General features: G+C 74.9%; 20 protein-coding genes and 1 pseudogene. 5 read left to right on the forward strand and 16 right to left on the reverse strand.

Translation table 11 applies throughout. The features are described from left to right. Positions 1 to 305: 305 nt before the first annotated feature. The 3 genes and pseudogenes from A6F73_RS28150 to A6F73_RS43455 form a co-directional block, all read right to left on the reverse strand. Positions 306 to 1,034, reverse strand: coding sequence for a glutamine amidotransferase (locus tag A6F73_RS28150; RefSeq protein WP_063350328.1), 729 nt, complete (start codon positions 1,032 to 1,034; stop codon positions 306 to 308). A 46-nt stretch (positions 1,035 to 1,080) separates the two neighbouring features. Beyond that, entirely contained in the window at positions 1,081 to 2,343 is a 1,263-nt protein-coding gene (locus A6F73_RS28155; RefSeq protein ID WP_063350329.1) for a MurT ligase domain-containing protein, read from the reverse strand. Between the two features lie 262 nt (positions 2,344 to 2,605). After that, a pseudogene (locus A6F73_RS43455) lies at positions 2,606 to 3,112 on the reverse strand (GNAT family N-acetyltransferase); the annotation flags it as partial. Positions 3,113 to 3,621: 509 nt separating this feature from the next. On the opposite strand from A6F73_RS43455, the gene A6F73_RS28165 reads away from it, so the two are divergent. Continuing rightward, positions 3,622 to 3,864 (forward strand): hypothetical protein, encoded by a 243-nt coding sequence (locus tag A6F73_RS28165; RefSeq protein WP_063350331.1) that lies wholly within the window; start codon positions 3,622 to 3,624, stop codon positions 3,862 to 3,864. 128 nt (positions 3,865 to 3,992) lie between these two features. On the opposite strand, the gene A6F73_RS28170 is transcribed toward A6F73_RS28165, so the two are convergent. The 5 genes from A6F73_RS28170 to A6F73_RS28190 all read right to left on the reverse strand — a co-directional run bounded on the left by A6F73_RS28170 (position 3,993) and on the right by A6F73_RS28190 (position 8,438). Beyond that, positions 3,993 to 5,210 (reverse strand): HAMP domain-containing sensor histidine kinase, encoded by a 1,218-nt coding sequence (locus A6F73_RS28170; RefSeq protein ID WP_063350332.1) that lies wholly within the window; start codon positions 5,208 to 5,210, stop codon positions 3,993 to 3,995. Then, a complete protein-coding gene (locus tag A6F73_RS28175; RefSeq protein WP_063350333.1) occupies positions 5,207 to 5,995 on the reverse strand; it encodes a response regulator transcription factor in 789 nt (262 codons plus the stop codon). Before A6F73_RS28175 ends, A6F73_RS28170 begins: the two co-directional genes overlap by 4 nt. Continuing rightward, positions 5,992 to 6,888 (reverse strand): hypothetical protein, encoded by an 897-nt coding sequence (locus A6F73_RS28180; protein ID WP_159398556.1) that lies wholly within the window; start codon positions 6,886 to 6,888, stop codon positions 5,992 to 5,994. Before A6F73_RS28180 ends, A6F73_RS28175 begins: the two co-directional genes overlap by 4 nt. A 175-nt stretch (positions 6,889 to 7,063) precedes the next feature. Then, positions 7,064 to 7,882 carry a class F sortase gene (locus A6F73_RS28185; RefSeq protein WP_244293530.1) on the reverse strand — a complete coding sequence of 273 codons (819 nt, stop codon included), beginning with the start codon at positions 7,880 to 7,882 and terminating at the stop codon, positions 7,064 to 7,066. Positions 7,883 to 7,961: 79 nt separating this feature from the next. Further along, on the reverse strand, positions 7,962 to 8,438 hold the full coding sequence (locus tag A6F73_RS28190; RefSeq protein WP_063350335.1) for a hypothetical protein: 477 nt from the start codon (positions 8,436 to 8,438) through the stop codon (positions 7,962 to 7,964). Positions 8,439 to 9,013: 575 nt separating this feature from the next. On the opposite strand from A6F73_RS28190, the gene A6F73_RS28195 reads away from it, so the two are divergent. Next, positions 9,014 to 9,754, forward strand: a complete 741-nt coding sequence (locus tag A6F73_RS28195; RefSeq protein ID WP_063350336.1) for a DUF2306 domain-containing protein — start codon at positions 9,014 to 9,016, stop codon at positions 9,752 to 9,754. An 88-nt stretch (positions 9,755 to 9,842) separates the two neighbouring features. Here the strand turns inward: A6F73_RS28195 and A6F73_RS28200 are convergent, their stop codons facing one another. From A6F73_RS28200 to asnB, 4 genes are all read right to left on the reverse strand, one after another. Further along, on the reverse strand, positions 9,843 to 10,364 hold the full coding sequence (locus A6F73_RS28200) for a hypothetical protein (protein ID WP_063350337.1): 522 nt from the start codon (positions 10,362 to 10,364) through the stop codon (positions 9,843 to 9,845). Positions 10,365 to 10,440: 76 nt separating this feature from the next. After that, a complete protein-coding gene (locus A6F73_RS28205; RefSeq protein ID WP_063350338.1) occupies positions 10,441 to 11,865 on the reverse strand; it encodes a pyridoxal-dependent decarboxylase in 1,425 nt (474 codons plus the stop codon). Positions 11,866 to 12,025: 160 nt separating this feature from the next. Further along, the gene (locus A6F73_RS28210; protein ID WP_063350339.1) at positions 12,026 to 13,144 is read right to left on the reverse strand and encodes a hypothetical protein; all 1,119 of its coding nucleotides are present in this window, start codon (positions 13,142 to 13,144) and stop codon (positions 12,026 to 12,028) included. Between the two features lie 238 nt (positions 13,145 to 13,382). Further along, positions 13,383 to 15,233 (reverse strand): asparagine synthase (glutamine-hydrolyzing), encoded by a 1,851-nt coding sequence (gene asnB, locus A6F73_RS28215; RefSeq protein ID WP_063350340.1) that lies wholly within the window; start codon positions 15,231 to 15,233, stop codon positions 13,383 to 13,385. A 206-nt stretch (positions 15,234 to 15,439) separates the two neighbouring features. Between asnB and A6F73_RS28220 the strand changes: the two genes are divergently transcribed. Together A6F73_RS28220 and glmS are read left to right on the forward strand one after the other, a co-directional pair. After that, the gene (locus tag A6F73_RS28220; protein WP_063350341.1) at positions 15,440 to 15,715 is read left to right on the forward strand and encodes a hypothetical protein; all 276 of its coding nucleotides are present in this window, start codon (positions 15,440 to 15,442) and stop codon (positions 15,713 to 15,715) included. Positions 15,716 to 15,834: 119 nt separating this feature from the next. Then, entirely contained in the window at positions 15,835 to 17,661 is a 1,827-nt protein-coding gene (gene glmS / locus A6F73_RS28225; protein WP_063350342.1) for a glutamine--fructose-6-phosphate transaminase (isomerizing), read from the forward strand. A 90-nt stretch (positions 17,662 to 17,751) separates the two neighbouring features. Here glmS and A6F73_RS28230 read toward each other — a convergent pair whose 3' ends face one another. After that, on the reverse strand, positions 17,752 to 19,137 hold the full coding sequence (locus tag A6F73_RS28230) for a lanthionine synthetase LanC family protein (RefSeq protein ID WP_063350343.1): 1,386 nt from the start codon (positions 19,135 to 19,137) through the stop codon (positions 17,752 to 17,754). Then, positions 19,134 to 22,610, reverse strand: coding sequence for a lantibiotic dehydratase (locus A6F73_RS28235; protein WP_063350344.1), 3,477 nt, complete (start codon positions 22,608 to 22,610; stop codon positions 19,134 to 19,136). Before A6F73_RS28235 ends, A6F73_RS28230 begins: the two co-directional genes overlap by 4 nt. A 255-nt stretch (positions 22,611 to 22,865) precedes the next feature. Here A6F73_RS28235 and A6F73_RS44160 point away from each other — a divergent pair, with 255 nt between their 5' ends. Continuing rightward, positions 22,866 to 22,997: a hypothetical protein gene (locus A6F73_RS44160; RefSeq protein WP_279634947.1), complete on the forward strand. Its 132-nt coding sequence runs from the start codon at positions 22,866 to 22,868 to the stop codon at positions 22,995 to 22,997. A gap of 101 nt (positions 22,998 to 23,098) precedes the next feature. Here A6F73_RS44160 and A6F73_RS28240 read toward each other — a convergent pair whose 3' ends face one another. Together A6F73_RS28240 and A6F73_RS28245 are read right to left on the reverse strand one after the other, a co-directional pair. After that, positions 23,099 to 24,019: a cupin domain-containing protein gene (locus A6F73_RS28240; protein WP_159398557.1), complete on the reverse strand. Its 921-nt coding sequence runs from the start codon at positions 24,017 to 24,019 to the stop codon at positions 23,099 to 23,101. Positions 24,020 to 24,522: 503 nt separating this feature from the next. Continuing rightward, on the reverse strand, positions 24,523 to 25,908 hold the full coding sequence (locus A6F73_RS28245) for an MFS transporter (RefSeq protein WP_063350346.1): 1,386 nt from the start codon (positions 25,906 to 25,908) through the stop codon (positions 24,523 to 24,525). Between the last annotated feature and the right edge of the window lie 211 nt (positions 25,909 to 26,119).

Consider the following 26,119-nt stretch of genomic DNA (forward strand, 5'->3'; position numbering starts at 1 on the left):
GGGACGACGAGCCGTCACCGTAGCGGGGCGCTCCCACGCCGGAGTGGCGGGGAGGTGGCCGCGGGGTGAAGGACCGGCCGATCCGGACAGAACGCCCGAAAACGGCCGCGAAGTCGAGCATACGGCCCCTGGTCCGGCCGGGCAGGAGCCGACGCGGGAGCGGCGCCGTCGGCGCCCCCGCGCGGAAGTGCAGCCTGCTGCCGAGGAGGGTGTGCAGTAGGCAGCCCCATTGTGGTACGTCCGGGGCCGCCCCTGAACCGGGTGACCGCATCGCGGGCACCCGGGCTCCGGGGCGGGCGGACGTACTACGCGGGGCGCGTCGTGGCGGCGATGCGCTCGGCGCGCAGCGCGTCGTACCAGGTGGTGTCGGCCGGCGGCAGGGCGTTGACGTCCAGCGCCAGCTTGATCAGCATGTCGGCCACGGCGGGGTTGCGGGCCAGCACCGGGCCGTGCAGGTAGGTGCCGAACACGGTGTCCCGCCAGGCGCCCTCGGTGCCGTCGCCGGTGCCGTTGCCCCGGCCGGCGACCACGGTGGCCAGCGGCTGGACGCCCTGGCCGAGGTGGGTGACGCCCTGGTGGTTCTCGAAGCCGGTCAGCTGCGGCAGGCCGAGGCGCGGGTCGACGTCGGCGAGGACGTCGCCGACGCAGCGGGCGCCGTCGCCGCGGGTGGTCCAGACGTCGAGCAGGCCGAGGCCCGGCTCGCGCTCGCCGAGGTCGTTGACGAACTCGTGGCCCATGATCTGGAAGCCCGCGCAGACGCCGAAGATGATCGCGCCGTTCTCGGAGGCCCGGATCAGGCCGCTGTCGTTGCGCAGCCGCTCGGCGGCGAGCCGCTGCGGACGGTCCTCGCCGCCGCCGATCAGGTAGATGTCGCCGCTGGTGGGGACGGACTGGTCGGAGCGGACGTCGATCCGGGTCACGTTGAGATGGCGCTGGCGGGCCCGGCGCTCCACGACCAGGGCGTTGCCGCGGTCGCCGTAGGTGCTGAGCAGGTCCGGGTAGACCCAGACCACGCGCAGGCTGCTCTCACTCATCCTCGAAGGCCTTCCGTCACGATCAGATGGGGCTGCAGGCGCGGCATCAGCCGGCCACGACCTTCCGCAGCTGCTGGAAGGCGGTGTAGTTGGCGATGGCCTCGATCCGGCCGGGCGGGGCCATCCGGACGGCCTGCTCCAGCGTGTCCACCACGTGGAACTGCAGTCCGGCGACCTCCAGGCGGACGGCCAGGTCCAGCTTGCGCTGCCCCATCACGAACACCGGGTGCCCGGCGAGGCGCTCGTAGTCGACGTCCCACAGCCAGGAGGTGTCCGTGCCGTCGGCGTCGAGCGCGTTGACGGAGAGGATCACCGGCGCGGGCGGGCCGTCGATCAGCGAGAAGGTCTCCAGCCAGCCGGCCGGGTTCTTGGCCAGCAGCAGCCGGATGTCCCGGCCCTGGTACTGGACCACGTCGTAGCGGCCGGCGACGGCCGAGACCGAGCGCATCCGCTCCAGCGCGACCTGCGGGGAGACGCCGAACACGGCGGCGACGGCGGCCGAGCTGGTGGCGTTGGCCAGGTTGGCCCGGCCGGGCAGCTGGAGCTGGATCGGCCAGGCGCCGCGCTGCGGGTCGATCACGTGGGTGCCCTGGAGCGCCCAGTGCGGGTTGGGGCGCCGGAAGCCGCACTCCTGGCAGAACCAGTCGTCGCCGGGGCGCTGCATCACACCGCCGCAGGCGGGGCAGGACCAGGCGTCCTCCTTCCAGGCCTGCCCGGCGGCCACCCAGACCACCTTCTTGCAGGAGGAGGCGGCCCAGGTCACCAGCGGGTCGTCGGCGTTGGCGATGACCACGGCCTCGGTGTCCTGAAGGCCCTCGCGCCACTTCTCGGCCATCATCCGGGTCTCGGCGGCGCGGTCGAGCTGGTCGCGGGAGAGGTTGAGCAGGGCGATCGCCTTGGGGCGGGTGTCGCGGGCGACGCCCGCCAGGTACTTCTCGTCGACCTCGATCACGCCGAAGCGGGCGTCCGAGCCGCCGGCCAGGGCGGAGGTGATGCCGGCCGGCATGTTGGCGCCCAGGGCGTTGGAGACCACCGGGCCGGCGGCGCGCAGCGCCTCGGCGATCAGGCGGGTCGTGGTGGTCTTGCCGTTGGTGGCGCTGACCAGGACGACGTCGAGGTGGTCGGCGAGGGTGGCGAGCAGGTCGGGGTCGAGCCTCAGGGCGACCTTGCCGCCGATCACCGAGCCGCTTCCGCGTCCGGCCTTGCGGGACACGGCGGCAGCGACCCGACCGGCCGTGACCGCGATCTTGGCGCGGGCCGGCAGCGAGGCGTCGCGTGCGCCTGTGGGCTCCGATTCGGTGCCTGCCATGCTCAGTGGTTCCTCCTTGCTGCGGCACCACCCGGGTCCGGATTAACGGGCCGTCGGGCGGCGGGGACGGGGCCAGCCTACCGACTCCGCCGCCCGGCTCGACGATCCGGACCCCAGGCAGCCTGCTGCGACGCGGCCGGAGGCGCCGCCTCGGGCGCCCTGACGGATCGTCGGGGAAGACGGTGTACGGAGGGGGCCTTCGTCGCTTGGGACGCTCTCCGGGCTCTCGGGGTTCCCGGGTGAGGATGTGGTGAAGAAAAGATCAGCGGCCCGGACGGACGCAGGAGACCGGCTCGTCCGCGGCCAGCGTGGCGGTGATCACCAGGGTGCCGTCCTCGGCCCGGAAGTCCAGCGGGGCGGCCAGCCGACGCATCGCGGTGATCAGCCCGGTGTTGGAGGCGTGGGTCACCGCGTACACGGTTGTCACACCGGCCGCCCGGGCCGCCGCCGAGAGCTGCCGCAGCAGGGCCGGACCGAGTCCGCGCCGCTGCCAGGCGTCCTCGACCAGCACCGCCAGCTCCGCCTCGTCGTCGTCCCACATCAGGTGCCCGAGGGCGACGATCCGCCCGTCGGCGGCCGTCGCGGCGAGGCTGTGGCCGTGCCGGGCGTCCAGCAGGTGGTCCAGGTAGCGGCCGGCGTCGCGGACCGGCCCGTGGTAGCGCAGCCGCAGCGAGGCGGGGGAGCAGCGGAGGTGCATCGCCAGGGCCGCGGCCCGGTCGGCCGGTCCGGCGGGGCGCAGCGTCAGTGCCGTCCCGTCCGCCAGCGTCAGGCGGGACGGCGCCGCCCGGTCCGGCTCCGTCACGGCTCGCGGCCGGTCGACCGGGGGGTGCGGACGGGCGGGCCGCAACGGGCCCCCGGCGAGCGCGGGCAGCCGGTTGGCCTGGCCCTCGGGCGCCGCGCACCTGCGGTCGGACCTGCGGAAAGGCCGGTGCCAGAGCCGTTCGGGGCGAGTGCGTGATGCCGTCATGCCGCCGACGCTACCGACGCCGCGCTTCCGGCCGGTTACGTGATCGTGAACGCAGGAATGACCTGGGCGGTTCCGGAGCGTGACGAGCGTGGCCATGTTCCGGGGGCTCGACGGGGCTCGACCGGGCTCGATCGGACTCGACCGGGCTCGGACACCAGGGTGGCCGACGGGCCTGGGGTGCTCGCCCGGCCCCGATCGGGCTGTTGACCTGAACACGCTCACGGATGGCGCAGAATCCGGGAACGGACGAGCCCCTTCGGATAGGGATGGCTCGGCTTTCCGCCGATCCCACCTCCCCCGAAGGGGCCCACATGTCCTTCCCCTCGTCCCTCCTGAAGAAGTCCGCCCTCGTGCGGCGGTCCGTACTGGGCGCGGTGTGCTGCGCACTGCTGCTGGCCGCGCCGATCGCCCTCGCCCAGCCGGCGGCCGCCGCGGACGGGCCCAAGACCCCGCAGGAGGCCGCCGCCTGCAAGGCTGTCGTCTCCACGCTGCTCGGCGGCTTCGGGTCGATGCTCGCGAACTCGGCGTGCGTCGTCCAGCCGAGCGACAGCTGAGCGACAACTGAGCGGCGGCCGGGCGACGGCCGAGCGACCCGGCGGGCCGGGGCCACCCGAGGGACCGCCTCAGGCCCCGGCCACCGATGCCACCTGGGCGGCCATATCTCACGGCTGCGGTTGAGCGGTCAGGGGTGGGACGGGTCGTCGGGGAGGGTGAGGGTGGCGAGGGCGCCGCCGTCGGGGTGGTTGGTGAAGGTGAGGTCGGCGCCGATGACCCGGGCGTGGCCGGTGGCGATGGTGAGGCCGAGTCCGTGGCCGCGTCCGCGTTCGGGGGCGTTGGTGCGGAAGCGCTGGGGGCCGCGGGCGAGGAGGTCGTCGGGGTAGCCGGGGCCGTGGTCGCGGACGGTGATCCGGTGGCCGTCGACGTGCAGCCGGATCGGCGCGGTGCCGTGCCGGTGGGCGTTGAGCAGCAGGTTGCCGAGGATGCGGTCGAGGCGGCGCAGGTCGGTGCGGACCTGGCGGTCGGCGGCCGCGTCCACGTCCACGTCGACCTCCAGGCCGGTGAGCGTGACGGTGCGGCGCACCGCGCGCTCCAGCGGGACGGGGGCGAAGTCCGGGATCTCGGCGTCGGCGTCGAGGCGGGAGACCTCCAGCAGGTCCTCGACCAGCGAGCGCAGGGCCTGCACCCGGTTCTGGACGAGTTGGGTGGGGCGGCCGGGCGGGAGCAGTTCGGCCGCGGTGACCAGGCCGGTGAGCGGGGTGCGCAGTTCGTGGGCGACGTCCGCCGTGAAGCGCTGCTCGTCCTCCAGCCGCTGGTGCAGGGTGCGGGACATCAGGTCGACGGCGGCGGCGAGGTCGGCGACCTCGTCCTTCCCGTCGACGAGCTCGCCGATCCGGGTGTCCGTCCGGCCGGCGGCGATGCCCCGGGCGGCCGTCGCCGCGGTGCGCAGTCGGCGGCTGATCCGGTCGGCGACGAGCACGCCGGCCAGGACCGTGGTGAAGACCGCGGCGACGACGGTGATCAGGATGATCCGGTCGAGGTCGGCGATCGCCTGCCGGTCCTGGGTGAAGTCCACCCGGACGGAGAGCACCCCGGTCTGGACCGGTCGGGCCGCCCACATCGACTCGCCCTGCGGACCGCCGGCGAGCAGCGAGCCCTCACGGCCGTCGGCCGCGAGCGTCCGCAGCCCCTCGGGCAACGCCGGGTCGTCCAGGGCGAACCGGTCGGTGACCTCGCCGCGCTTGTAGGTGTCCACGGCGGAGCCGAGCGCGGCGAGCGCGGCGGCGCGGGCCTGGTCCACGTGCTGACGGATCATCGCCTGGTGGACCAGCAGGCCGACGGCCACCGCCACCAGGACGGCGATGGCGGCGACGGCGGTGGCGATCTGACGGCGCAGGGTCATGCCGGACGCCGCAGCTTGTAGCCGAACCCGCGGACGGTCTCGATCCGGCCGGAGCCGATCTTGGCGCGCAGCCGCTGCACGTGGACGTCCACCACCCGGGTGTCGGCGCCCCAGTCGTAGTCCCAGACGCGTTCCAGCAGGGTGGAGCGCTCCAGCACGATGCCGGGCGCGGCGGTGAACTCCAGCAGCAGCCGCAGCTCGGTGGGGGTGAGCGGGACGAGGTGGCCGTCGACGCGCACCTCCATGCTGTCGGTGTCCACCTGCATGCCGTCGAAGCTGCGCAGCGCGGAGGAAGGGGCGTCCGCAGGCACGGCGGCGGTGGGAACGGCGGCGGCAGGGGCGGTGACGGGAGCGGCGGGGTCCACCGGCTCCTCGGGCAGCGCGGGTTCGGCCGGGACCACCCGCACCCGGCGCAGCACGGTGCGGATCCGGGCGACCAGCACGGCGCTCTCGAAGGGCTTGACGACGTAGTCGTCCGCCCCGGCCTCCAGACCGGACACCACGTCGACCGGGTCGGTGCGCGCCGACATCATCAGGATCGGCAGCTGGCTCTCCTCCCGGATCCGGCGGCAGAGGCCGACCCCGTCGAGGAGCGGCAGCATGACGTCCAGCAGGAGGAGGTCGGGGCGCACGGCGTGGAAGGCCTCCAGGCCCTCCAGGCCGTCGGCGGCCGTGGTGACCGGGAAGCCGTAGCGCTCCAGGGCCATCCGGGTGGCCTCCCGGATCACCTCGTCGTCCTCGACGAGCAGGATGTGCGGGTGGGCGGGCGCGGCTGCGGGGGTCATGGCTTCGCTTCCGAGGGAGCCGAGGGCGGGCGGACGGGGACCGGGACGGCCGTCTTCGGGGAGGAGACGCCCGCGCCGGCGCCGGCTTCGGGCAGGGAGGGCTGCGGCTGGGCGGATGGGCGGCCGCTGCGCTGGGCGACGGCGGGGCCGGCGGAGGGCGTGCTGGTGGGCGTCTGTGCGGCGCCGTTCGTGGCTCCGCCGGCCGGGCCGGCGATCGGGCCGGAGATCGGGCCGGTGTCCTCGACCTTCCGCTCCAGCAGGCCGAGCCGGACGCCGTCCCACTGGTAGTGGCTGCTGGTCCGGACGAACGCGCCGGTCGGCTCGTAGAGCCACAGGTCGGATCCCACGGTCGCGGCGCTGAACCCCTTCAGCACCTCGACCTGGAGGATGGGCAGCAGCCGGTCGTCGGCCAGCAGGTAGACGTGCAGGACCACGGGCCCGGGGGTGGCGACGGCGACGACCAGTTCCTCCCGCCCGTCGCCGGTGAGGTCACGGAACTCGGGGCTGCGGACGTCGCAGGCGGGGCAGGAGTCCAGGGCGCGCCGCTCCTCCGGGCCCACCGTGGAGTCCTTGGCGAGGACGGTGCGGACGTCGACCGTCTTGATGTCGTGCCCGGGGACGGTCACGTCCGGGACGGGTTGCGGCGCGGCCTGGGTGGCGGCCCCGGCGCCGGTGGCGGGAGGGCGCGGCGGCGGGGAGGCCGCCAGGTCGGGCCAGAGCGGCTGGGCCACCAGCGGCGGCGCCACCGGCTGGGTGGCGCCGTGGTCCTGGAGCCCGCCGGGGGTGGCGCGGCCGAGGGCCAGGGCCGCGAGCGTCACGAGGACGGCCAGGGCGGCGAGGGCCGCCACCGGCACGGCGACGGGCCGGCGGCGGGGTGGGGATGCTGCTGCCACGGTCGGTGCTCGTCCTCCTGGTCTGCGGCGATGCGCCGGTTCGTCCCCGCACCGGCCTCGGTGGTAGGTCGCGTGGACGGCGGTCGGTGGTTCCCGTCCCGCCGTCCCGGCCGCCGCGCCTGTTCGACAGTCGAAACGACCCGACGGCCGGGACGACCGGGACGGCGCGGCGGCTTCAGCCGGTCGCGCCGCCCGGACCGGCCAGGTCCGCCAGGACGATGATGTTGTCCGTCCAGTGCCCGTCCGAGCCGATCCTCCCGCCGCAGGTGATGAGCCTGAGAGCGGGTTCGGGAGTGTCACCGTAGACCGTTTCGGTCGGGAAGCGGTCCTTGGCGGCCTGGAGCAGTGAGCGGACCTTGAAGTCCACGGTGCTGCCGTCCGCGCGCCGCACCTGGATCAGGTCGCCCGGCCGCAGCTTCGGCACGCCGTGGAAGACCGCCGGGCCGTGCGCGGTGTCGTAGTGCCCGATGAGGACGGCGGGGCCGGCCTCCCCGGGCGTCGGCCCGTTGCGGTACCAGCCGACCTCGTCGGCCCGGTCGGCGGCCGGCACTTCGACCGTCCCGTCGGGATTCAGCCCGAGGCCGGTCACCGGGGCGTCCACCCCGGCGGCCGGGACCAGCAGCCGGGTCGGCGCCGAAGCGGCGAAGGGCTTCGGCGCGCCGGCCGGGCTCCCGGCGGTCCTGGCCGTCCCCGTGGTCCCCGCGGTTCCGGGGCCTCCCGAGGGCGCGGCCGCCGGGTTGTCGGTACTGCCGTGCACCGAGGGCTCGACCCGCACCACCGGGGTGTGCTGGCCGGACAACGCCACGGTGGTGCCCAGCACCAGGCAGACGAGGCCCGCCGCACCGAACGCCGTCCGGCGCAGTGTGCCCGGGCCGGGGGAGGCCTTGCGGCGCCGCCGGTTGCGGCCACCGCGCGGGAGGCCGTGGCGGGCCGGCCCGTCGGCGGCGGGCGTCCTGTCGGGCTGCCCGCCGCCCGCCGGGGCCCCGGTACCCACCGGGCCCCCGGCGCCGCCTCCCCGCCCGGTCAAGGGCGGGGGAACGGCGCCGGGGTGCCCGGCGGACTCGGGGCCGGTGTCAGCCGCGCGCACCGGAGCGGCGGCGCAGCATCGCGAAGCCCAGCGCACCGGCGCCGACGGCCGCGACGGCCCCGCCACCGGCCAGCATCAGGCCGTTGCTGTCGGTCTCGCCGGATCCGTCGCCGGCCTGGGCCGCGCCCTTGGGCACCTCGCGGACCTGGGCCTTGCCGTCACTGGAGACCCCGGCGCCACCGGCGGCCGGCTGCACGGCGGGCCCGGTACCGGCGGAGGGCGTCGCCGTGGGGGTGGCACCCGCGACCGAGGGGGCGCCCGGGGCGGCCGGGGCGGGCTTGGCCGGGCTGGGCGTCGAGGTGGGGGTGGCCGACACGCCGGCACCCGCAGCAGGCGCGGCGGACGGGGTCCCGTCGGCGAAGGCCTGTCCGCCGGTGACGACGGTCAGCAGCGCGCCCCCGGTCAGGGCGCAGACGGCCAGCACGCGGCGGGCGGGGGAGCGGTGGGTACGGCTCCTGCTCATACGGTGTTCTCCTTCGTCATGGACGCCTCCCGGCCGGGGCGGCCGGTGCGTCGTCCATGACGGTAGGAGGCCCGTGTCGCGGTCCCCGGCCGGTCGTGTCACGGCCGCCCATCGGCTGCGTAACGAACCCCGGGGGCCCGTTGCGGCCGGGGTGGTGGCGGCGGTGCCCGTGCGGTGGGAGGCCGTCCGGTTGACGCCCCGTCGGGTCCTAGGGCGTGTTTCATCATTCACGCCGGGCGCGCGACGCCGGGCATCCCGCCTGGACGCACCGGCGAAACGTCCAAGTACACCCAGTACGAGGACGCTTCGCCGGCACGCCCAGCCGGGCGCCCAACGCCGCGCGCTGATCCGACGCGAATGATGAAACACGCCCTGGGGGTAACCCCCCTCCCGGTCCGGGGGGCCGCTCCATGGCCCGGGGTCGCGGGCCCGGACACACTGGCAGCGGTTCGAACAGCGTGGTGGTAGGCCCCCGTTCCGGGGTGATGGGCGCCGTGAGCAGAGCGCCGGCCGACCGCGCGACGCCGCACCGCGCACGTGATGCCGTCCCACCTCCAGCCGATCGGGGTCCACCGATGACCAGTACCGCCGCCCACGCCGCGACCGCCCCCGCCCCCGACCCGACGAGCAGGAGGGGAGGGCGCTTCCGCTGGACCGTCGTCCTGCTGACCTCGCTCGCGATCGTCGGGTACGCCGTGGGGACGTACGCCCAGGCCGACCTGCCCATCGCCGCGTCGAAGGGCGGCCTGCCCGCCACCTACGCCGAGCGCCCGATGGCCGTCCAAGTCACCTTCTACGTCCACATCGTGACGGCCGCGCTCGCGCTGCTGGTCGGTCCGTTCCAGTTCTCCACCGCGCTGCGCCGGCGGTCCCCCGCCGTCCACCGCTGGACGGGCCGTATCTACGTCTTCGGGGTCGCGGTGGGATCCCTGGCCGCGTTCGTCATGGCGTTCTTCAACTCGGTGGCCTTCAACGGCTTCTTCGGCTTCGGCGGCCTCGCCCTGCTCTGGGCCTGGACCACCTGGCGCGGCTACCGCGCCGTCCGTGACCGCGACCTGCCGAGCCACCGCGCCTGGATGATCCGCAGCTTCGCCCTCACCTATGCCGCCGTCACCCTCCGGTCCTGGCTCGGCGTCCTCATCCTCCTCCAGACGCTCACCGCCCAGGGGCACGTCGACGGCCAGCGCTTCTTCGACAACGCCTACGCCGCCGTCCCGTTCCTCTGCTGGCTGCCCAACCTGATAGTCGCCGAATTCCTCATCCGCCGTCGGGGCCTGCCCGCCTACCGTCTCACTCCGGCCGGCCCGCAGTCCTGAGCCGGAGGCGGCGGGAAGGCTCGCGGGAGGGTCGTCAAACCCCCTCCTGCGTGGCGGAGTTGCGGAACCCGCAGCGTCGCCGCCGCAGTCAGCCGATGCGGGTGGGGGTGTCGAGGAGGGGGTGGCCGGTGGTGGTGAGGAGGGTGGTGAGGTCGGTGGGGGTGAGGGTGTGGGGCGCGCGGAGGTAGAGCTCGTCGACGGTGGTGCCGGGGAGGGGGTGGGGCTGGCGGGAGAGGATGGCGACGTGCTGGTCGGCCAGGGCGGTGTGGACGCGGGCCAGGCCGTCGGGGGTGCTGCGGGCGGCGGTGCGGACGCGCCACAGGGTGGTCGGGGGCGCGGGGGAGTGGGGGTGGTGGCGCTGGGACCACCAGGTGTGGAAGAGGGCGGTGGCGAGGAGGGCGAGGGCGGCGGCGGCGAGGACCACCGGGCCGTCGGGGCCGCGGACGACGATCTTGGCGACCAGGTCGGCCGCGGTGACCGAGACGAAGACGGCGGCGAGTTCGACGCTGTCGCGGCGCCAGCGGTGGGTGCTGGCGCCGCGTCGTCGGGCCCGGGGGAGGGTGGGCGTCGGCTGCGTGGTCGGGTGCTCCGTGTGCTCCGTCTGCTCCATGACAGCACCCTGCCCGACGGGTGTTTCCTGTCCACGAACCCGCCGTGACCTGGTGGTTAAGGTCGCCGGGCCCGCGTTACGGTTGCAGGTCCGCGGCCGCCGCCTTGACCTCGGCGAGCAGGAGCTCCAGGTCGGCCTCGGTGGTGGCGGCGTTGAGCAGGCAGGCCCGGAGCATCTCGCGGTCGCCGAGACGGGCTCCGGTGACGAAGACCCGGCCGCGCCGCTGGACGGCGGCGGGGAGTTCGCGGTTGAGGGCGTCGACGGCGGCCTCGTCGCGCCCGGGGGTGCGGTGGCGGAAGGCGACGATGGAGGTCTGCACCTCGGCCAGCAGCTCCAACTCCCTGTCGGCCTCGATCAGTTCGCCGAGGCGGCGGGCGAGGGCGGTGCAGCGGGCGATGTCCCGGGCGATGCCGTCGCGGCCCTTGTGGGCGATGGTGGCCCAGACCTTGAGCGCGCGGAACGGGCGGGTCTGCTCGGTGCCGTACTCGGAGAACCAGCCGAGTGCGCCGGCCGCCTCGTCGCGCAGGTAGGAGGGGACGAGGCTGAAGGTGGCGCGCAGTTCCTCGGTGTCGCGCACCAGCGCGCAGCCGCAGTCGACGGGCACGCCCAGCCACTTGTGCGGGTCGAGGGCGAGGGAGTCGGCGCGCTCCAGGCCGGCGTAGCGGTGGGCGATGGCCGGGTCGAGCCTGCCGAAGGCCCCGTACGCGCCGTCGACGTGCAGCCACAGGCGCTGTTCGGCGCAGAGGTCGGCGATCGGGCCGAAGTCGTCGACGGCGCCGGTGCCGACGGTGCCGGCCGAGGCGACGACCAGGAAGGGCAGCAGTCCGGCGGCCCGGTCGCGTTCGACGGCGGCCCGCAGTTCGGCGGGGTCGAGGCGGCCGTCCGGCCCGGTGGCGACGGTGCGCAGGTGCCGGCTGCCGAGGCCGAGGAGTTCGGCGGCCTTGCGGACGCAGGAGTGGGTCTCGCCGGTGACGTAGCCGACCAGTGGCGGCAGGCCGGCCAGGCCGTCCTCGCGGACGTCCCAGCCGGCCCGGCGGGCGGCGCGGTTGCGGGCGGCGGCCAGGCACACGATGGTCGCCATCGAGGTGCCGGAGGTGAGCAGGCCGCCGCCGGCCGGGTGCGGGAAGCCGACGAGTTCGGCGATCCAGCGGACCACGGCGCGTTCCAGGTGGACGTCGGCGTGGTCGCCGCCGGCCGAGCTGGGGTTCATGGCGGAGGCGGCGAGGGTGGCGAGGACTCCGGCGGGGGCGGGGGCGGAGTTGACCCAGCCGAAGAAGCGGGGGTGGCCGTTGCCCATCGGGTGGGGGAGGACGTCCTGCCCGATGGCGGTGAGGAGGTCGGCGAGCGGGCGGCCGTCGGCGGGCAGCGGGGCGTCGAGCAGGGCCCGGCGGGCGGTGTCGTCCATCGGCTGCCAGACCGGGCGCCCGGGCAGTTCGGCGAGGTAGTCGGAGACGAGGTCGGCGGCGGTGTGCGCGGCGGCGCGGAAGTCCTCGGTGGTCATGATGGCGGCTCTCCAGGGGCGGGGGAGGCGCGGCGTCCTCGGCGCACCCTGATCGTTCGGTCCGGTGGACCGGTCGGCCGATCCTACGGAAGGGGCCCGCGCCGTGCGGCGCGGGCCCTCCAGGTGAGACGGGGTGGTCGGTCCCGGTGGGACGGCGGGGTCAGTCCAGCGAGCCGGACAGGCCGCTGGCGGAGCGGCAGTAGCCCTGCATCTCCTTGTTGGTGATCTTGGCGCAGAGCCGGCCGGCCGCGCCGTCGTCCGTGTAGTTCACCGTGTAGTAGCTGACCAGGCCCTCGGCGCAGGCCTTGCGCTGCCAGCCGTCGGCGGCGGTGCCGCACTGCTGGGCGGCCCAGTCCTCGCGGTCGAGGTTGTACTTCATCGTCCGCGAGCCGACGCCGCGGCTGCAGTCGGTCGCCCCGCCGCTGGCCTTGCCGCTGAGGCACCACTTGAGGGCGTCGGCGTAGACCTCGGGGTGGTTCGGGTAGTCGTGCGAGGAGAGGTAGAAGGTCGGGGCGTAGAAGAAGCACGCGGACTGGAACAGGGCCGGCTGGTCCTTGCACGGGTACAGCGGGTCCTGGGCGAGCTTGTCGGCGGGCAGGTTCGCCTTGGCCTTCTCGTCCTCCTCGTCCGGGCCGAAGAGCTGCATGAACAGCCCTTCGGAACAGCGGATCTTGTTCTGGTCGGTGGGGAACTTGTTGCACAGCTCGCGCGCCTTGGGGACGTCCTGCTTGGCGACGAACATGGTGCCGTGGCCGACGCCGTGGATGCACGGGCCGGTGTTCTTGGGCGCGCAGAGCTTGAGCAGGTCCACCTCGGGCTGGGCGGAGGCGTTGAGCATCTCCTCGACCGCGCCGTGCAGGTAGCCGGCCGCGCAGGTCTCGTGCGGGAAGGAGATGACCTTCTGGAAGTCGGCGTTGAAGCGCTTGACCGCCGAGTGGCCGAGCTCGTGCGCGATCGGGTGGCAGAAGCGCACGGTGTACGGCTTCTCCTTGGTGATCTTGTCGAGGTCGGCGAGCGCGACGCCGGGGTCGGTGGCGTCCATCTCGGCCATCAGCTTGTTGCGCAGCGTCGAGCGGGTCCACACCGCCGGGTCGCCGGTCGGGGTGGCGCTCGCGGCCGCCGGCGCGACACCGGGTGCGGCGGCGCCGGTGCCCGCGGTGGCGGCCGGGGCCGTCGCCGCGACGCCGGGCGCGGGCGACCAGTCGGTGACGGCCACCGACCCGAGGCCCAGGACGCCCAGGAGCAGGGCGGTGAGAATCGCGAATACCCGCGGTTGCATGAGGTGATCCCCCGGCGGATCGAGGTGGACGGTTCGCTCCCATCCTGACGGCACGCCGGCAGGAGTCCGCGTTTTCGCCCGCCATTCGGGAGGTGTCGGCGACGCTACCGCACCGTCCGACGCCTGGGCGCGGCGGGTTGGTTCCGGATGATCACCCGGGATCCGTCACCCGGATCAATCACCCGAACGGCGCAGCGGCCTGCCGTCGCAGCCGCCGCGCCGCCCGGGGTGGCGGCCGTCAGATGTCCAGCGTCACCTGGTAGTCCGTCAGCCAGGTGTGCAGTTCGAGCGCGAGGTCGACGGCCAGCCGGACGGACTGCGGGTCGGTGTCCGGGTCGAGCGCGTCGGCGAGGCGCCGCCGGTCGAGCAGGGCGAGCGCCGGGGACTTCTGCTCGGCGGTGAGCCGGGCGAGCTCGGCCCGCAGCAGCGCCGGGTAGTGCGGGTCCTCGGTGACCGGGTACGGGCTCTTCACCCGGTCGGCGACGGCGTCCGGCAGCACGTCCCGGACGGCGGCGCGCAGCAGGCTCTTCTCCCGGCCGTCGAAGTGCTTCATCGCCCACGGCGTGTTGAAGACGTACTGGACCAGCCGGTGGTCGCAGAACGGCACCCGCACCTCCAGGCCGTTGGCCATGCTCATCCGGTCCTTGCGGTCGAGCAGGATGCAGACGAAGCGGGTCAGGTGGAGGTACGAGATCTCGCGCATCCGCCGTTCCAGCGGATCGGCGTCCGGCAGGTGCGGGACTTCGGCGAGTGCCTCGCGGTAGCGGGCCTTCCGGTAGCCGACCAGGTCGAGTTCGGCGAGCAGGCCGGCGTCGAGCAGGTGTTCGCGCGGGCCGGCGCCCTGGCCGCCGAGGCCGGTCAGCGAGACCGCCCAGGGGAAGTCGTCGGCGGCGACGGCCTTCGGGTCGTGGAACCAGCGGTAGCCGCCGAACAGCTCGTCCGCGGACTCGCCCGACAGGGCGACGGTGGACTGGCGGCGCACGCCCTGGAAGAGCAGCAGCAGCGAGATGTCCATGTCGCCGAAGCCGCCGGGCAGGTCGCGGGCGCGCAGGACGGCGTCCCGCTGGGCGAGGTCGGTGAGCGCGGCGGCGTCCAGCTCGATCACGTTGTGGTCGGCGCCGACGTGCTCGGCCAGCATCCGGGCGTACGGGCCGTCCAGGGTCGGCCGGACCTCGCTGGCGTGGAAGTTCTCGCTCTGGCCGGCGAAGTCGACGGCGAAGGAGCGCACCGGGCCGGCGCCCTCGGCCCGCAGGACCCGGGCGGCGAGGGCGGTGACGGCGCTGGAGTCCAGGCCGCCGGAGAGCAGCGAGCAGAGCGGGACGTCCGAATCGAGCTGGCGGTGGACGATGTCGTCCAGCAGGGCCCGGACGGTGGCGACGGTGGCCTCCAGGGTGTCGGTGTGCTCGCGCGCCTCCAGCGCCCAGTAGCGGCGCACCGACACGCCCTCGCGGCGGACCCGGACGACGTGCCCGGGCCGGACCTCGACGATGCCCCGGTAGGGGGTGATGCCCGGGGTGCGGGTGAAGGCGAGCAGTTCGCGCAGCCCGTCCAGGTCGACCACCGGGTGGACCGAGGGGTGGGCCAGGATGGCCTTCACCTCGGAGCCGAAGACCACGCCGTCGGGGGTCGGGTGGTAGTGCAGCGGCTTGACGCCCATCCGGTCGCGGACCAGCAGCAGTTCCTCGCTGCGGGCGTCCCAGATCGCGAAGGCGAACATCCCGTTGAGGCGTTCGGCCAGGCCCTCGCCCCACTCCAGGTAGGCGTGCAGCACGACCTCGGTGTCGCTGCGGGTGCGGAAGCGGTGTCCGGCCGCCTTCAGTTCGGCGCGCAGCTCGCGGTGGTTGTAGACCTCGCCGCTGTAGGTGAGCGCGGCCAGCAGCCGGCCGTCGTGCTCGACGGTCATCGGCTGGACGCCGCCCTCCAGGTCGATCACCGCGAGGCGGCGGTGGCCGAGGCCGGCATGTCGCTCCAGGTGGACGCCGCCGGCGTCCGGGCCGCGGCAGATCTGGGTGGCCGTCATGGCGTCGAGGACGGCCCGTTCGGCGGTGAGGTCACGGTTGAAGGCGACCCATCCGGTGATCCCGCACATCAGCAAGCCTCCGGTTCTTCCGCTACGTATGCGGAAAATGACGCTACGTGTCGGAGGGGTGTGGCTACAAGGGCGCGTCGGGAAGGGGTCGGGAGGGGCTTGGGATGACCATGTGACTGGTTGTTTGAGCTGAAAGTCGTAAAGTCTGCCCGAATTCGGGCAAGATTCTTGGACCCGGCGGGCGGCGCGGCCTAGGCTCCTCACTCGTGCCGAGCTCACCCCACCCTCACGACGACCTCCTCGCCCACCTCACCCGGACCAGCCCGCTCGGGCCCCGGGAGGCGGCGCGGGTCGTGGCGGAGGTGCTGGCGTACTTCTCCGAGAGCACCGAGGAGTACGTCCGCCGCCGCCACGGCGAGCTCCAGGCACGCGGACTGACCAACGAACGGATCTTCACCCGGCTCGCCGAGGAACTCCCCGCCCGCCGGGTCGCGGCACCCGAGCTCTCGGCCCGCCAGCTGCGCCGGATCGTCTACGGCTGAGCGCTGCCGGGGCGGGGCACTGGTGGATTCACGGCGCTGGCGCATTCACGGCACTTACGGCACTTGCAGCATTTACGGCATTCACGGCATTCACGGCATTCACGAAGAGGAGACCACGCATGTGCGGAATCGTGGCCTACATCGGCCCCAAGGACGCGACCCCCTTCCTGCTGGAGGGCCTGGCCCGGCTGGAGTACCGCGGCTACGACTCGGCCGGCGTGGCCGTCACCGGCCGCACCGGCGGGCTCAAGGTCCGCAAGGTCAAGGGCCGGGTCGCCGATCTGGCCGCCGCCGTCCCGGCCCGGTTCAAGGGCGGCACCGGCATCGGCCACACCCGCTGGGCGACCCACGGCGTGCCCAGTGACGCCAACGCCCACCCGCACCTGGACGGCGCCGAGCGGATCGCCGTCGTCCACAACGGCATCATCGAGAACGCCGACGAACTGCGCGCCAAGCTCACCGCCGACGGCGTCGTGTTCCGCTCCGAGACCGACAGCGAGGTGCTCTCCCACCTGATCGCCGCGCACGTCGGCGAGGGCGTCGAGCTGGAGGACGCGGTGCGCGCCGCCCTCGGCCGGGTGGTCGGCACCTACGGCATCGCGGTGCTCGACGCCGAGCAGCCGGACCGGATCGTGGCCGCCCGCAACGGCAGCCCGATAGTGCTCGGCCTCGGTGAGAAGGAGATGTTCGTCGCCTCCGACGTGTCCGCCCTCGTCCGCTACACCCGCCAGGTCGTCCACCTGGAGGACGGCGAGCTGGCCACCGTCCGCGCCGACGGCTTCCGCACCTTCACCACCGACGCCCGCACCACCCACCACCAGCCGTCCACCGTGGACTGGGAGATCGACTCCTACGACACCGGCGGCTACGAGCACTTCCTGCTCAAGGAGATCCACGAGCAGCCCGGCTCGGTCGAGCGCACGCTCAGCGGCCGGCTCGACGAGCGCTTCTCCACCGCGCACCTCGGCGGCCTCAACCTGGACGCCCGGGAGCTGCGCGAGATCCGCCGGGTGAAGATCCTCGGCTGCGGATCCGCCTATTACGCCGGCGAGATGGGCGCCCAGCTGATCGAGGAGCTCTCCCGCATCCCCGCGCACAGCGAGCCCGCCTCCGAGTTCCGCTACCGCAACCCGGTGATCGAGGCGGACACGCTCTACATCGCGGTCAGCCAGTCCGGCGAGACCTACGACACGCTGGCCGCCGTCCAGGAGATCAAGCGCAAGGGCGGCCGGGTGCTCGGCGTCGTCAACACCGTGGGCAGCGCCATCGCCCGCGAGTGCGACGGCGGCATCTACCTGCACGCCGGTCCGGAGATCTCGGTCGCCTCCACCAAGGCCTTCACCTCCACCGTGGTCGCCTTCGCGCTGCTCGCCCTGCACTTCGGCCGCATCCACGACCTCTCGCCCGCCGACGGCCGCCGGATCGTCGCGGCCCTGAAGGCGCTGCCGGACCAGATCCGCGAGGTGCTCGCGCAGACCGAGGCCATCGCCGAACTCGCCGCCGAGTACGCCGGATCGGCGGGCATGATGTTCATCGGCCGGGTCCGCGGCTACCCGGTGGCCCGGGAGGGCGCGCAGAAGCTCAAGGAGATCTCCTACGTGCACGCCGAGGCCTACCCGGCGAGCGAGCTGAAGCACGGCCCGCTGGCGCTGATCAGCCCCGAACTGCCCACCGTCGCACTCGTCCCGGACGACGAACTGCTCGACAAGAACCTCACCACCCTCGGTGAGATCAAGGCCCGCTCCGGCCGCGTGATCGCCATCGCGCACCGCCGCCCCGAGGACAAGCTCGCCGACCACTGCGTCCTCGTCCCCAAGAGCGAGCCCGAGCTCGACCCGCTGCTGCTCAACATTCCGCTCCAACTCCTCGCCTACCACGCCTCCGTGGCCCTCGGTCGCGACGTCGACAAGCCGCGCAACCTGGCGAAGAGCGTGACGGTGGAGTAGGGCGCCCCGAAGATGTGACGACCTGGCGGGTGGGACGGCTTTCCTGCTGATCAACAGCTGAGCAGCTCAACAGCTCGGCAGATCAGGAGATCAGGAGATCAGAAGGAAGGCGTCCCACTCCTCGGCGGCGTCGCCGGTGCCCGCCGAGGATGCCTGCGCGGCGGCTCGGGCATGGGTACGGGCATGGGCGTGCAGGGCGAGGGCCGCGCCTGCCGTCCCCTCCAGGAGGCCGGGCGGGTCGCCGGCGCCGAGTGCCGTGTCGAGCCGGCCCGCGACGGTGGCGGCGAGCGCGGGCAGGCAGGCGGTCAGTTCGGCGGAGCCGGAGTCCTCGGCCATCCGCTGGGCGATCCGCAGTAGGCCGCCGGTGCCGTGGCAGAGCCCGGGGCCCTGGAGGTTCCAGCCGGCAGGGTCGCGCAGCGTGTCGGTCAGCGCCGCGACGGCGGTGGTCCGCCAGTCGGAGCGGCTGCGGGCCGCGCCCGCCAGGAAGAGTGCGCGGGCCGCACCGGGGGTTCCGTAGCACCAGGCCGCCCGCGTCGGCTGGTCGGCCGGCAGCCGGCCGGCCTCCTCGTCCTCGACGCGCACGGTCATCGGCCAGGAACCGCCCCTACCGGGCCGACCCCCAGCAGCGTCGGGGCCCGTGGGCGCCGACTCGGTCGGGGCGGGCCTGGCCGGGTCGACCGGGGCGCCCTGATCGACCGGGTCGAGCGGGCCGGGGATCCGCCGGGCGGCGAGCCAGCTCGCCAGCGCTTCGATCGCCTCGTCCTGTCCGGGCACCTGCACACCGCGCAGCCAGGCCAGTGCCAGGAGGGCGAGCGGGCCCGGGACTCCGTGTGCCAGGCCCAGGTTGAGGTGCCCCCGGGGGAACCCGGGATCCGCGCCGGGCAGTCCCGGTCCACCGGCGGTCCACCAGCGCGGCAGCACGCCGCCGGTGGGTTCGGCCAGCGCGACCAGCGCGGTGAGCAGGTCGGCCAGCGCCGGGCCGGCCGGCTCCAGCGCGAGCAGCAGCCGGCCCAGGCCCGCCGCGCCCGAGACGGTGTCGAAGGTGTGGGCGCGCAGGCCCGTGCCGGCGGCCAGATCGGCGCGCAGGTCGGCGACGCGCCCGGCCGCGGCCTGCCGGACCCGGGGCGTCAGCCCGTCGAGCAGCGTGCGGTACTCGCCGGGGCGCCGCGCCATGGTGCGGGCGGCGAAGGCGATCGCGGCGGCGCCGGAGAAGAGTCCGCCGCCCCGCATCGCCCCGGGGGCTTTCACGGCGGCCGCGAGGTGCCCGTGGGCGGCGCGGCGCAGCGCGGCGTCGTCCTCGCGGTCGGCCAGTACGGCGAGCGCGAGCGCGGCGCCGCTGCGGCCGGCCCCGAGCGCGTGCGCCGCTGCGGGCGGCGCGGACGCCGAGGGCGTTGTGGCGTCGGCGGCGGGTTCTTCGAGCGCACCGGGCCTGCTGAGCAACTCGGCCACCGCGCGGATCGGATCCGTCGTGTTCATCGCGCCTCCCGCGGGCTGGAGCGGCGGGCCCGGTGGGCCTCGACGGCGCCTCTGGCCAGTGCGTAGGCCCGGCGTTCGGCCTCGCGGTCGATCCCGATCAGCCGGTTGTGGCCCATGTGCAGCAGCGAGGCCAGCACCGGGTCGGCCGACGACGTCTCCACCCGGCTCGCGTACCGCGCGAGTGCGACGGCCCGCTGCCGCCAGGCGTCGGCCAGCGCGGGGTCGGCGGGCAGCAGGCCGCCCGCCGGGACGGTCGGCCCGTCGGGGCCGATCGCCCGCAACGCGGCGGCACGCTGGGCCCGGAACGCCTGGTGGTGGCGCTCCGACTTCGGATACACCCCCGCCAGCCAGGCCCCGACCGAGGGCACGCCGGGGACGGTCGGTGGTACGGCCTGCCGGCCGGCGGAGAGGCTGGTGGGCAGGTCGGCGGGCAGGTCGGTGCGGCCCTCGGGCCCGCCGTCAGGAACGCGGTCTTCCGCCGACTGCCCCGCCAGCTGCCCCGCCGACTGCCCCGCGCGGCCGGCCAGGAAGGCCTGCGCGGTGCCGGCGAGGTTCACGGCGGCGAGCAGGTCCCGGGAGAGCGAGCGCTCCGTCCGGGCCAGTCGCAGTGCCGCCAGCGCGACCAGGCTGTCGGCCTGGAAGACCCGCTCGGCGTCGGCGAGCACCTCGGCGCCGCCGTAGCGGTCGGTCTCCGGCGCGTAGCCCTCCAGGCGCAGGTCGGCGGCGAGCCCGGCCCGGTGCAGCTCCCGTACCCAGTCGTGCACGGTGGGCAGCAGTTGGGCGGCGAGGATCGGCGGCGCACCGTGGAAACGCAGCCGCAGGTGCGGCGCCGAGTCCTGGTAGCGGACGAAGAACCAGCGGTCCACGTCGGCGGGCAGGGCGTCGAGCAGCCGGGGCAGGTGCTCGACCAGGATCTCCTCCTGGCGTGCCTCGGTGGCCGCCAGTCGGGCGAACAGCCAGGATCCGCCGGGGAGTTCGACGGTCCGGTCGCGTCGGGCGGGCAGTGGGCGGCGTGGTCCGGCCGTCGCCGGCCCGGTCGTGCTGCGGCGCAGCGGGACCACCAGTTCGGCGGTCCGCGCACCATCCGGTCCGCACAGCCAGCCGCCGTCGCCGGCCGGGTTGGGCTCCTCCTGGAGCACGGTGGGCTCGGCGGACCGCGCCTGGCTGTGCAACAGCCGCCGGTGCCACGGGAGGTCGAGGTCCAGGCTGATCCGCTGGTCGCCGCTGATCAGGCGGACGGCGGCCGGCACTCCCCACCGTCGGCGCCAGCGGGCCAGGCCCTCGTCCCACTGCTCGAACGGGGCGGAGGCCGCCGGGACGGGCGCGGTCAGCCGCCAGGTGGCCGGGGCCAGCACCACCCGGCCCCGGCGGACCCGCGGCAGCACGGGCGCGCTGCTCGCCGCCCCCCAGTCCCAGGGTTGCCAGGGCCGTTGCCCGGTCAGCGTCACCTCCTGGAGGAAATGGGCCGCGTTGGGCGCACCGCTGCGCAGGTTGAGCACGTGGTGGGTGGCGACGCGGACCTCCCGGCCGAGACGGCGGGAGTACACCGCGAGCCGGTCGGGGTCGGCCAGCACGACCAGGTCGTCCAGCGGCAGTACGGAGGGGCCGCCCGGGTCGGGGAAGGCGCTGACCACCACCCGGTGGTCGAGCCAGCGCGGGGTCAGGGCGATGTTGGCATGGCGTGCGCGGTACGGGGTGAACTCCAGGTGCGCTTCGAGTGCGCCGTCGTCGCCGGATCCGGTGGGCCCGGTGGGCCCGGCGGGCCCGGCGGACCGCACGGACCCGGCGGCCTCGGCCAGCAGCGCCCCGCCGGCCGCGGCGGGGTCACCCGCCGACCGGCCCGGGTCGGTCCCGGTGTCGGCAGCCGGGTCGGGGTCGCTGCCCGCGCCCGCGAGCAGGGTGGCGAAGCGGCCGAAGCTGGCTCCGGCGCGGTCGCTGCCCGCGACGGGGGAGAGCACGAGCCGGAAGTCCCCGGCGTCCAGCGCCTCCAGGGAGTCCGCTGCGAGTTCGGCGTACAGCTCCAGGGAGGCGGGCGGGGTGTCGGCGGCGCCGCCCGCCTCGTCGCGCGGCGGGGTCAGCCGGGTCAGCAGGTCGTCGTCCAGGAGCACTTCGGGCAGTGTGCCGTCCGGCGCCCGGTCGGCGAGGGCGCCCGCCGCCAGTTCGGCCAGCAGCCGGTCGCGGGCCGCGTCGGCGTCGGTGCGGGCCCGGGCGGGCTGGGGGTTGGCCGTGCCGCGGGGGCCGGCCGGGCGCCGGTAGCCGGCCGGCGGCCCCAGGCCGGTGTCGGGGTCGAGCAGTTCGGCCAGCGGGACGGGGCTGTCCGTGCCGTACCGCTCGACGAACTCCGCGTGGTACGCGCGCAGGTGTTCGGGCGCGGGGGTCTGCGGCGACAGGCGCCAGAGGAGCGCGGCGGTCCGCTCCAGTTCGGTGCGGACCTGGTCCGGCAGGACCACCTCGGCGTCCAGGGCGAGATCCGCGTGGAGCGGGCGGTCGGCCGGGGCGAGCCGGGTCATCCGGGCCCGGAGCTCGCGCAGCAGGTCGGTGGCCTGTCCGCGGGGCAGGGCGGCCGCCTGCGTCAACGCGGTGCGGACGGCCGTCAGTTCGGGGTGCGCCGGGTGGTCGGCGGGGATCCGGTCGAGCACATGGCCGAGCAGGTCGGTGCTGTCCGGCGGAGGTGTCAGGTCGGTGAGCAGGAACCCCTGGCCGACCAGCGAGCGGACCAGGGCCGCGACGGCCTCGGCCGGGGCCGTGGGGAAGTCGGCGGCCAGCGCGGCCAGCAGGTCGGCGTGCCGGACCGGCTCGGCGGCGGTCCGGATCGCGGCCCGGACGACGGCGGTGGCCCGTACGGTCCGTTCGGCGACCGGCTCCGCCTCGGTACTGGCACCGGCGCTGGCACCGGGACCGGCGGCGGGTCGACGTTCGGGCAGGTACGGCAGCACCAGGCGGCCGCCGCGCAGCCGGGCCTGCTGGTCCACGGCCAGTCGCAGGCCGGGCAGCACCGCCGGGTCGGTCCGCAGCCGGTCGAGCAGCGGGAGCAGCCAGCCCAGGTCGGGCCGCAGGGCGCGGCGGTCGGCCCCGCCCCAGCGGACCTTGGCCGCCGCGCCGAAGCGCGCCGGCACCACCGCGGCCATCAGCCCGAACGGCGTCGGCCGGGTGGCCATCCGCAGCCGGTAGCGGCTGACCGCCTCGGCCGCCCGGCGCAGCGCGGCCGGGCGGGGCACGGCGCCTGCGGCGACCTGGTCGAGCAGGTCGGCCAGGGAGGGGCTGGAGAGCTCGATCGCCTCGCGCAGGGCCGGGTCGGCGGCGGCTTCGGCGAGGTGTGCCAGGAGCGCGGTGTCGGCGGACCCCGACGCGGGGTGCGCGGGGTCGGCCGGGACGGCGTGACGGTGCGAGCGCGGCAGCGCGGGTGTCCGCAGCAGGACCGGGCCGGTCGCGGTGAAGAGTCCGTCCTGGGGCGCTCCGTGCGTCTCGACCACTGTGCTCCTCGTGCCTCGGTGCCTCGTGCCACACGCCTCGTGCCGATGCCGCCGCGCGGTTCGCACTCCTGACGGTGGGTCGGGTCGTGTCTACCCCGGCGATCGAAAACTGTCCACCATCGATCGAACTGTTTCGATTTTTGGCTGAGTTAATCCATTCATCCGTGCAGAACCATTGCTGGGTCCATGCAGGAGTGCCTAACGTCCGCTGCAGTCCGCTGCGGTCAACCGTGGCACTGACGAAGGGAGGCCCTCATGGCCGACGACATGCTGGAGCTGTTCGACCTTGACGTGCAGGACCTGGTCTCGACCGAGCTCGGCGAGCAGGAGGAGTCCGCGTTCAGCATCTCCTGTGAGGGGTCCTGCACCCGTCCGTGGTGCATCTAGTCCGGTAGCAGTACCGGCACTACGGGGCGCGGTTGCCCGGACCAGACGGTCCGGGCGACCGCGCCCTCGTGCGTCCGGGCCCCGCCCGGTCTCAGCCCGGCTCAGCCGCCGGCGGCCAGCGGTCCGTGACCCGGCACCGCCCGACCGTCGTCCGCCACCGGTGCGGGCAGCGGCCCCCGGGCCAGCCGCAGCAGCTCCTGCGGGGTCAGTTCGGCCAGCCGGGCGCGGCCCAGTCGCAGCACCTCCGTGGCCGTGTCCAGCAGTTCCGCCGGTGTCGCCGGGCGCTCCGGCAGCCCGGCCGCCCAGTCGCCGCCGGCCAGCCACTCGCCGACGGCGCCGCGCAGCTGCCCCGTGCCCGCCTCCCGGATCGTGAACGAGAGGTGCACCGACAGGCCCTGGTGGCCCGTCGCGGTGTGCGGCGCCCCGCGCGGCACGTACAGCACCTCGCCCGGCCCGAGCACCGAGTTGAGCGCCACCGCGCCGGGTTCGGGGGCCAGCCCCGGGCGCCAGCGCCCGTCGGCGGGAGCCTCGTGGACCGTCCACTCCTTCTTCCCCGCGAGCTGGACGACCAGCACGTCCGCGTCGTCCCGGTGCACGTCCAGCCCGCGCCGGCCGGCACCCGTCGCGAAGCAGAACGCCTCGGTCCGGCGGCCCAGTTCGACCGCGATGTCGGTGGCCAGCGCGCGCACCGGCGCGTGCCACTGGTCCAGCTGCGGCAGCAGCAACGTGGCGCCCTCGGCCAGCAGGGCGGCGATCCGGTCAGGATCGGCGAAGCCCTCCTCCCGGCGCCCGGCGACCACCCGGGCCGTGCAGAACTCCGCAGGCGGGACGACCTCACCCGCCCGGACCATCTCGACGTAGGGCACCCGCAGCAGTCCGCCGCGCAGCGCCTCGTCCAACTCGCCCGGCCGGGGCAGCCCCGCTGGCCAGCCCGCGGTGCGGAACACCTGCGGCCGGCGCTCCTCCAGCGCCTTGGCGAACGTCGCCGCGTCGCCCACCAATTCGGTCAGAACTCGTCCCATCGTCCATCCCTCCGTCCAGCGGCCCACCACCGGTCGACCGTCGCATAACCTACGGATGAACATCTGAGTCCGGTTCAGCGAGAATCCGCCAACCAGCCCGGGATCGGCCAGCTTCGCGCCGCGGGGCGGCCATCGCGATGCGCCGTGGCGGCCCGTCCCGGGCGGACGGGCCGAGGGGTGAAGCGGGCGGGCGGCGCCGACACCGTCCCCCGGTCGGCGCGTCTCGACCCCCCAGGTCGGGCGGTCGGCGGCGGCGGCCGGGGCCCGTTGCCGCGGCGGCCCGCCCGCCCTCCGGCGCGACAGGCGGCGGCGACCAGGCACCGGCCGCCCCGCACCGCCCCGAGGGCGTCGGCGAGCCGTTCCGGGCGTCTGTGACGAGCGTCACACCCCGGGGTCCGGTCGGTCGGCGGCGCTGCCCGGAGGGTCCCGGGCAGCGCCGCCGGTGCGTCACGCGGTGGCCGTCAGCGCAGCTCAGCGCACCCGCAGCGCAGCTCGGCGCGCCCTCAGCGCGCCGTCTGCGGGACGCGCTGTCCCGGGACGGCCGGCCTGGCGGCCTTGCGGCCGGCGGCCGGGGCGGCACCCAGGGCGGTGCCCCGGGTCTCCTCGGCCCACAGCACGCACACCAGCAGGCCGACCACGGTGGTGCCGGCCGCGATGAGCATGGTCGGGCCGGTGCCCAGCCCGGACAGCGACAGCGGCAGCAGGTAGGTGCCGACGGCCGCGCCGATCCGGCTCACCGAGGTCGCCACGCCCACCGCCGTCGCCCGGATCTCGGTGGGGAAGAGCTCGTTGGGGTAGGTCCAGTCGAGGACGTTGGGCCCGCCGCACAGGAAGGCGTACGCGCACAGCGCCGTCAGGGCGATGGCCGCCGGAGCGGTGGGCCACACGCCCAGCAGGGCCAGCGGGACGGCCATCAGGGCGAACGACCAGATGATGACGGGGCGTCGGCCGCGGGTGTCGATCAGGCGCAGCGCCGGGAAGCAGCCGAGCAGGAAGACGAGGCTGATCAGCCCGGTGCCCAGGGTCTCCATCACGGTGCCGCCGGGCATGCCGAAGGAGGAGAGGATCTGCGGGCCGAAGGTGAGCATCGCGAACAGCGGGCCGACCTGGCAGAGGAAGAACAGGCCGCAGAACAGGGTGCGGCGCCGGTAGGGCGGGGTCATCAGCAGGCGCAGCCCGCCGGGGCGGCCGCGCTCGGCCGGGTCGGGCATCAACTCGCGGCCGTCCACCCGTACGCCGAGGTGCTTCTCGACCACGCGCACCGCGTCGCCGACCCGCCCGTGGGCGGCCAGCCAGCGCGGGGACTCCGGCGTACCGCGACGGATCACCAGGAACACCACGCACAGCACCGTGGAACTCGCGAGCATCCACCGCCAACTGCCGGGCCCGGCCAGCTCCAGGAACGCGTAGCCCACCACGTAGGCGAGCACGGAGCCGGCGTACCAGGCGATGATCTGCTGACCGAGCAGCCGCCCGCGCTGCTTGGCGGGCAGCCACTCGGCGAGCAGGGACGTGGCGATGGGGTAGTCGGCGGCCACGGCCATGCCGAGCACGAAGCGCAGCACGGCGATCGCCCACACCGTGTCGACCCAGAAGGAGAGCACCGAGCAGGCGACCATCACGAGCAGGTCGGCGGTGTACATCACCTCCCGGCCGATCCGGTCGGTCAGCACGCCGAAGAGCGCGCCGCCGACGAACATGCCCACCAGCGCGGCGGCGCCGATCAGGCTGACCTCCGCGGTGGACAGGCCGAGCTCGGGTCGCATCCCGATCAGGGCGACGCCGACGATGCTCAGGATGTAGCCGTCGAGCAGCGGCCCACCGGAACAGGCGAGGGCCAGTCTCCGGTGGAAGGCGGTATACGGGGCGTTGTCGATGGTCTGGGACATGTGCTGGGGGTCCTCCGGAGCGTACGGCGGCGGATGGCCCGCTCACCGTGCGCCGGGTAGACGGCAAGAAAAGACGCCGTCCGGCGGACGGCGCCATCACCCGCTCACACCGGGCGACCGTCCACGGTTGCCCGGGTACGAGGGGGCCGCCACCGGGCCGAAGGTCGGCCGGAGTCGCGACCAAGGTCCCGAAGCGGACAGGACCTCGGAC

This window comes from Streptomyces sp. MJM8645, from assembly GCF_001625365.1.
Taxonomy (GTDB): Bacteria; Actinomycetota; Actinomycetes; order Streptomycetales; family Streptomycetaceae; genus Kitasatospora.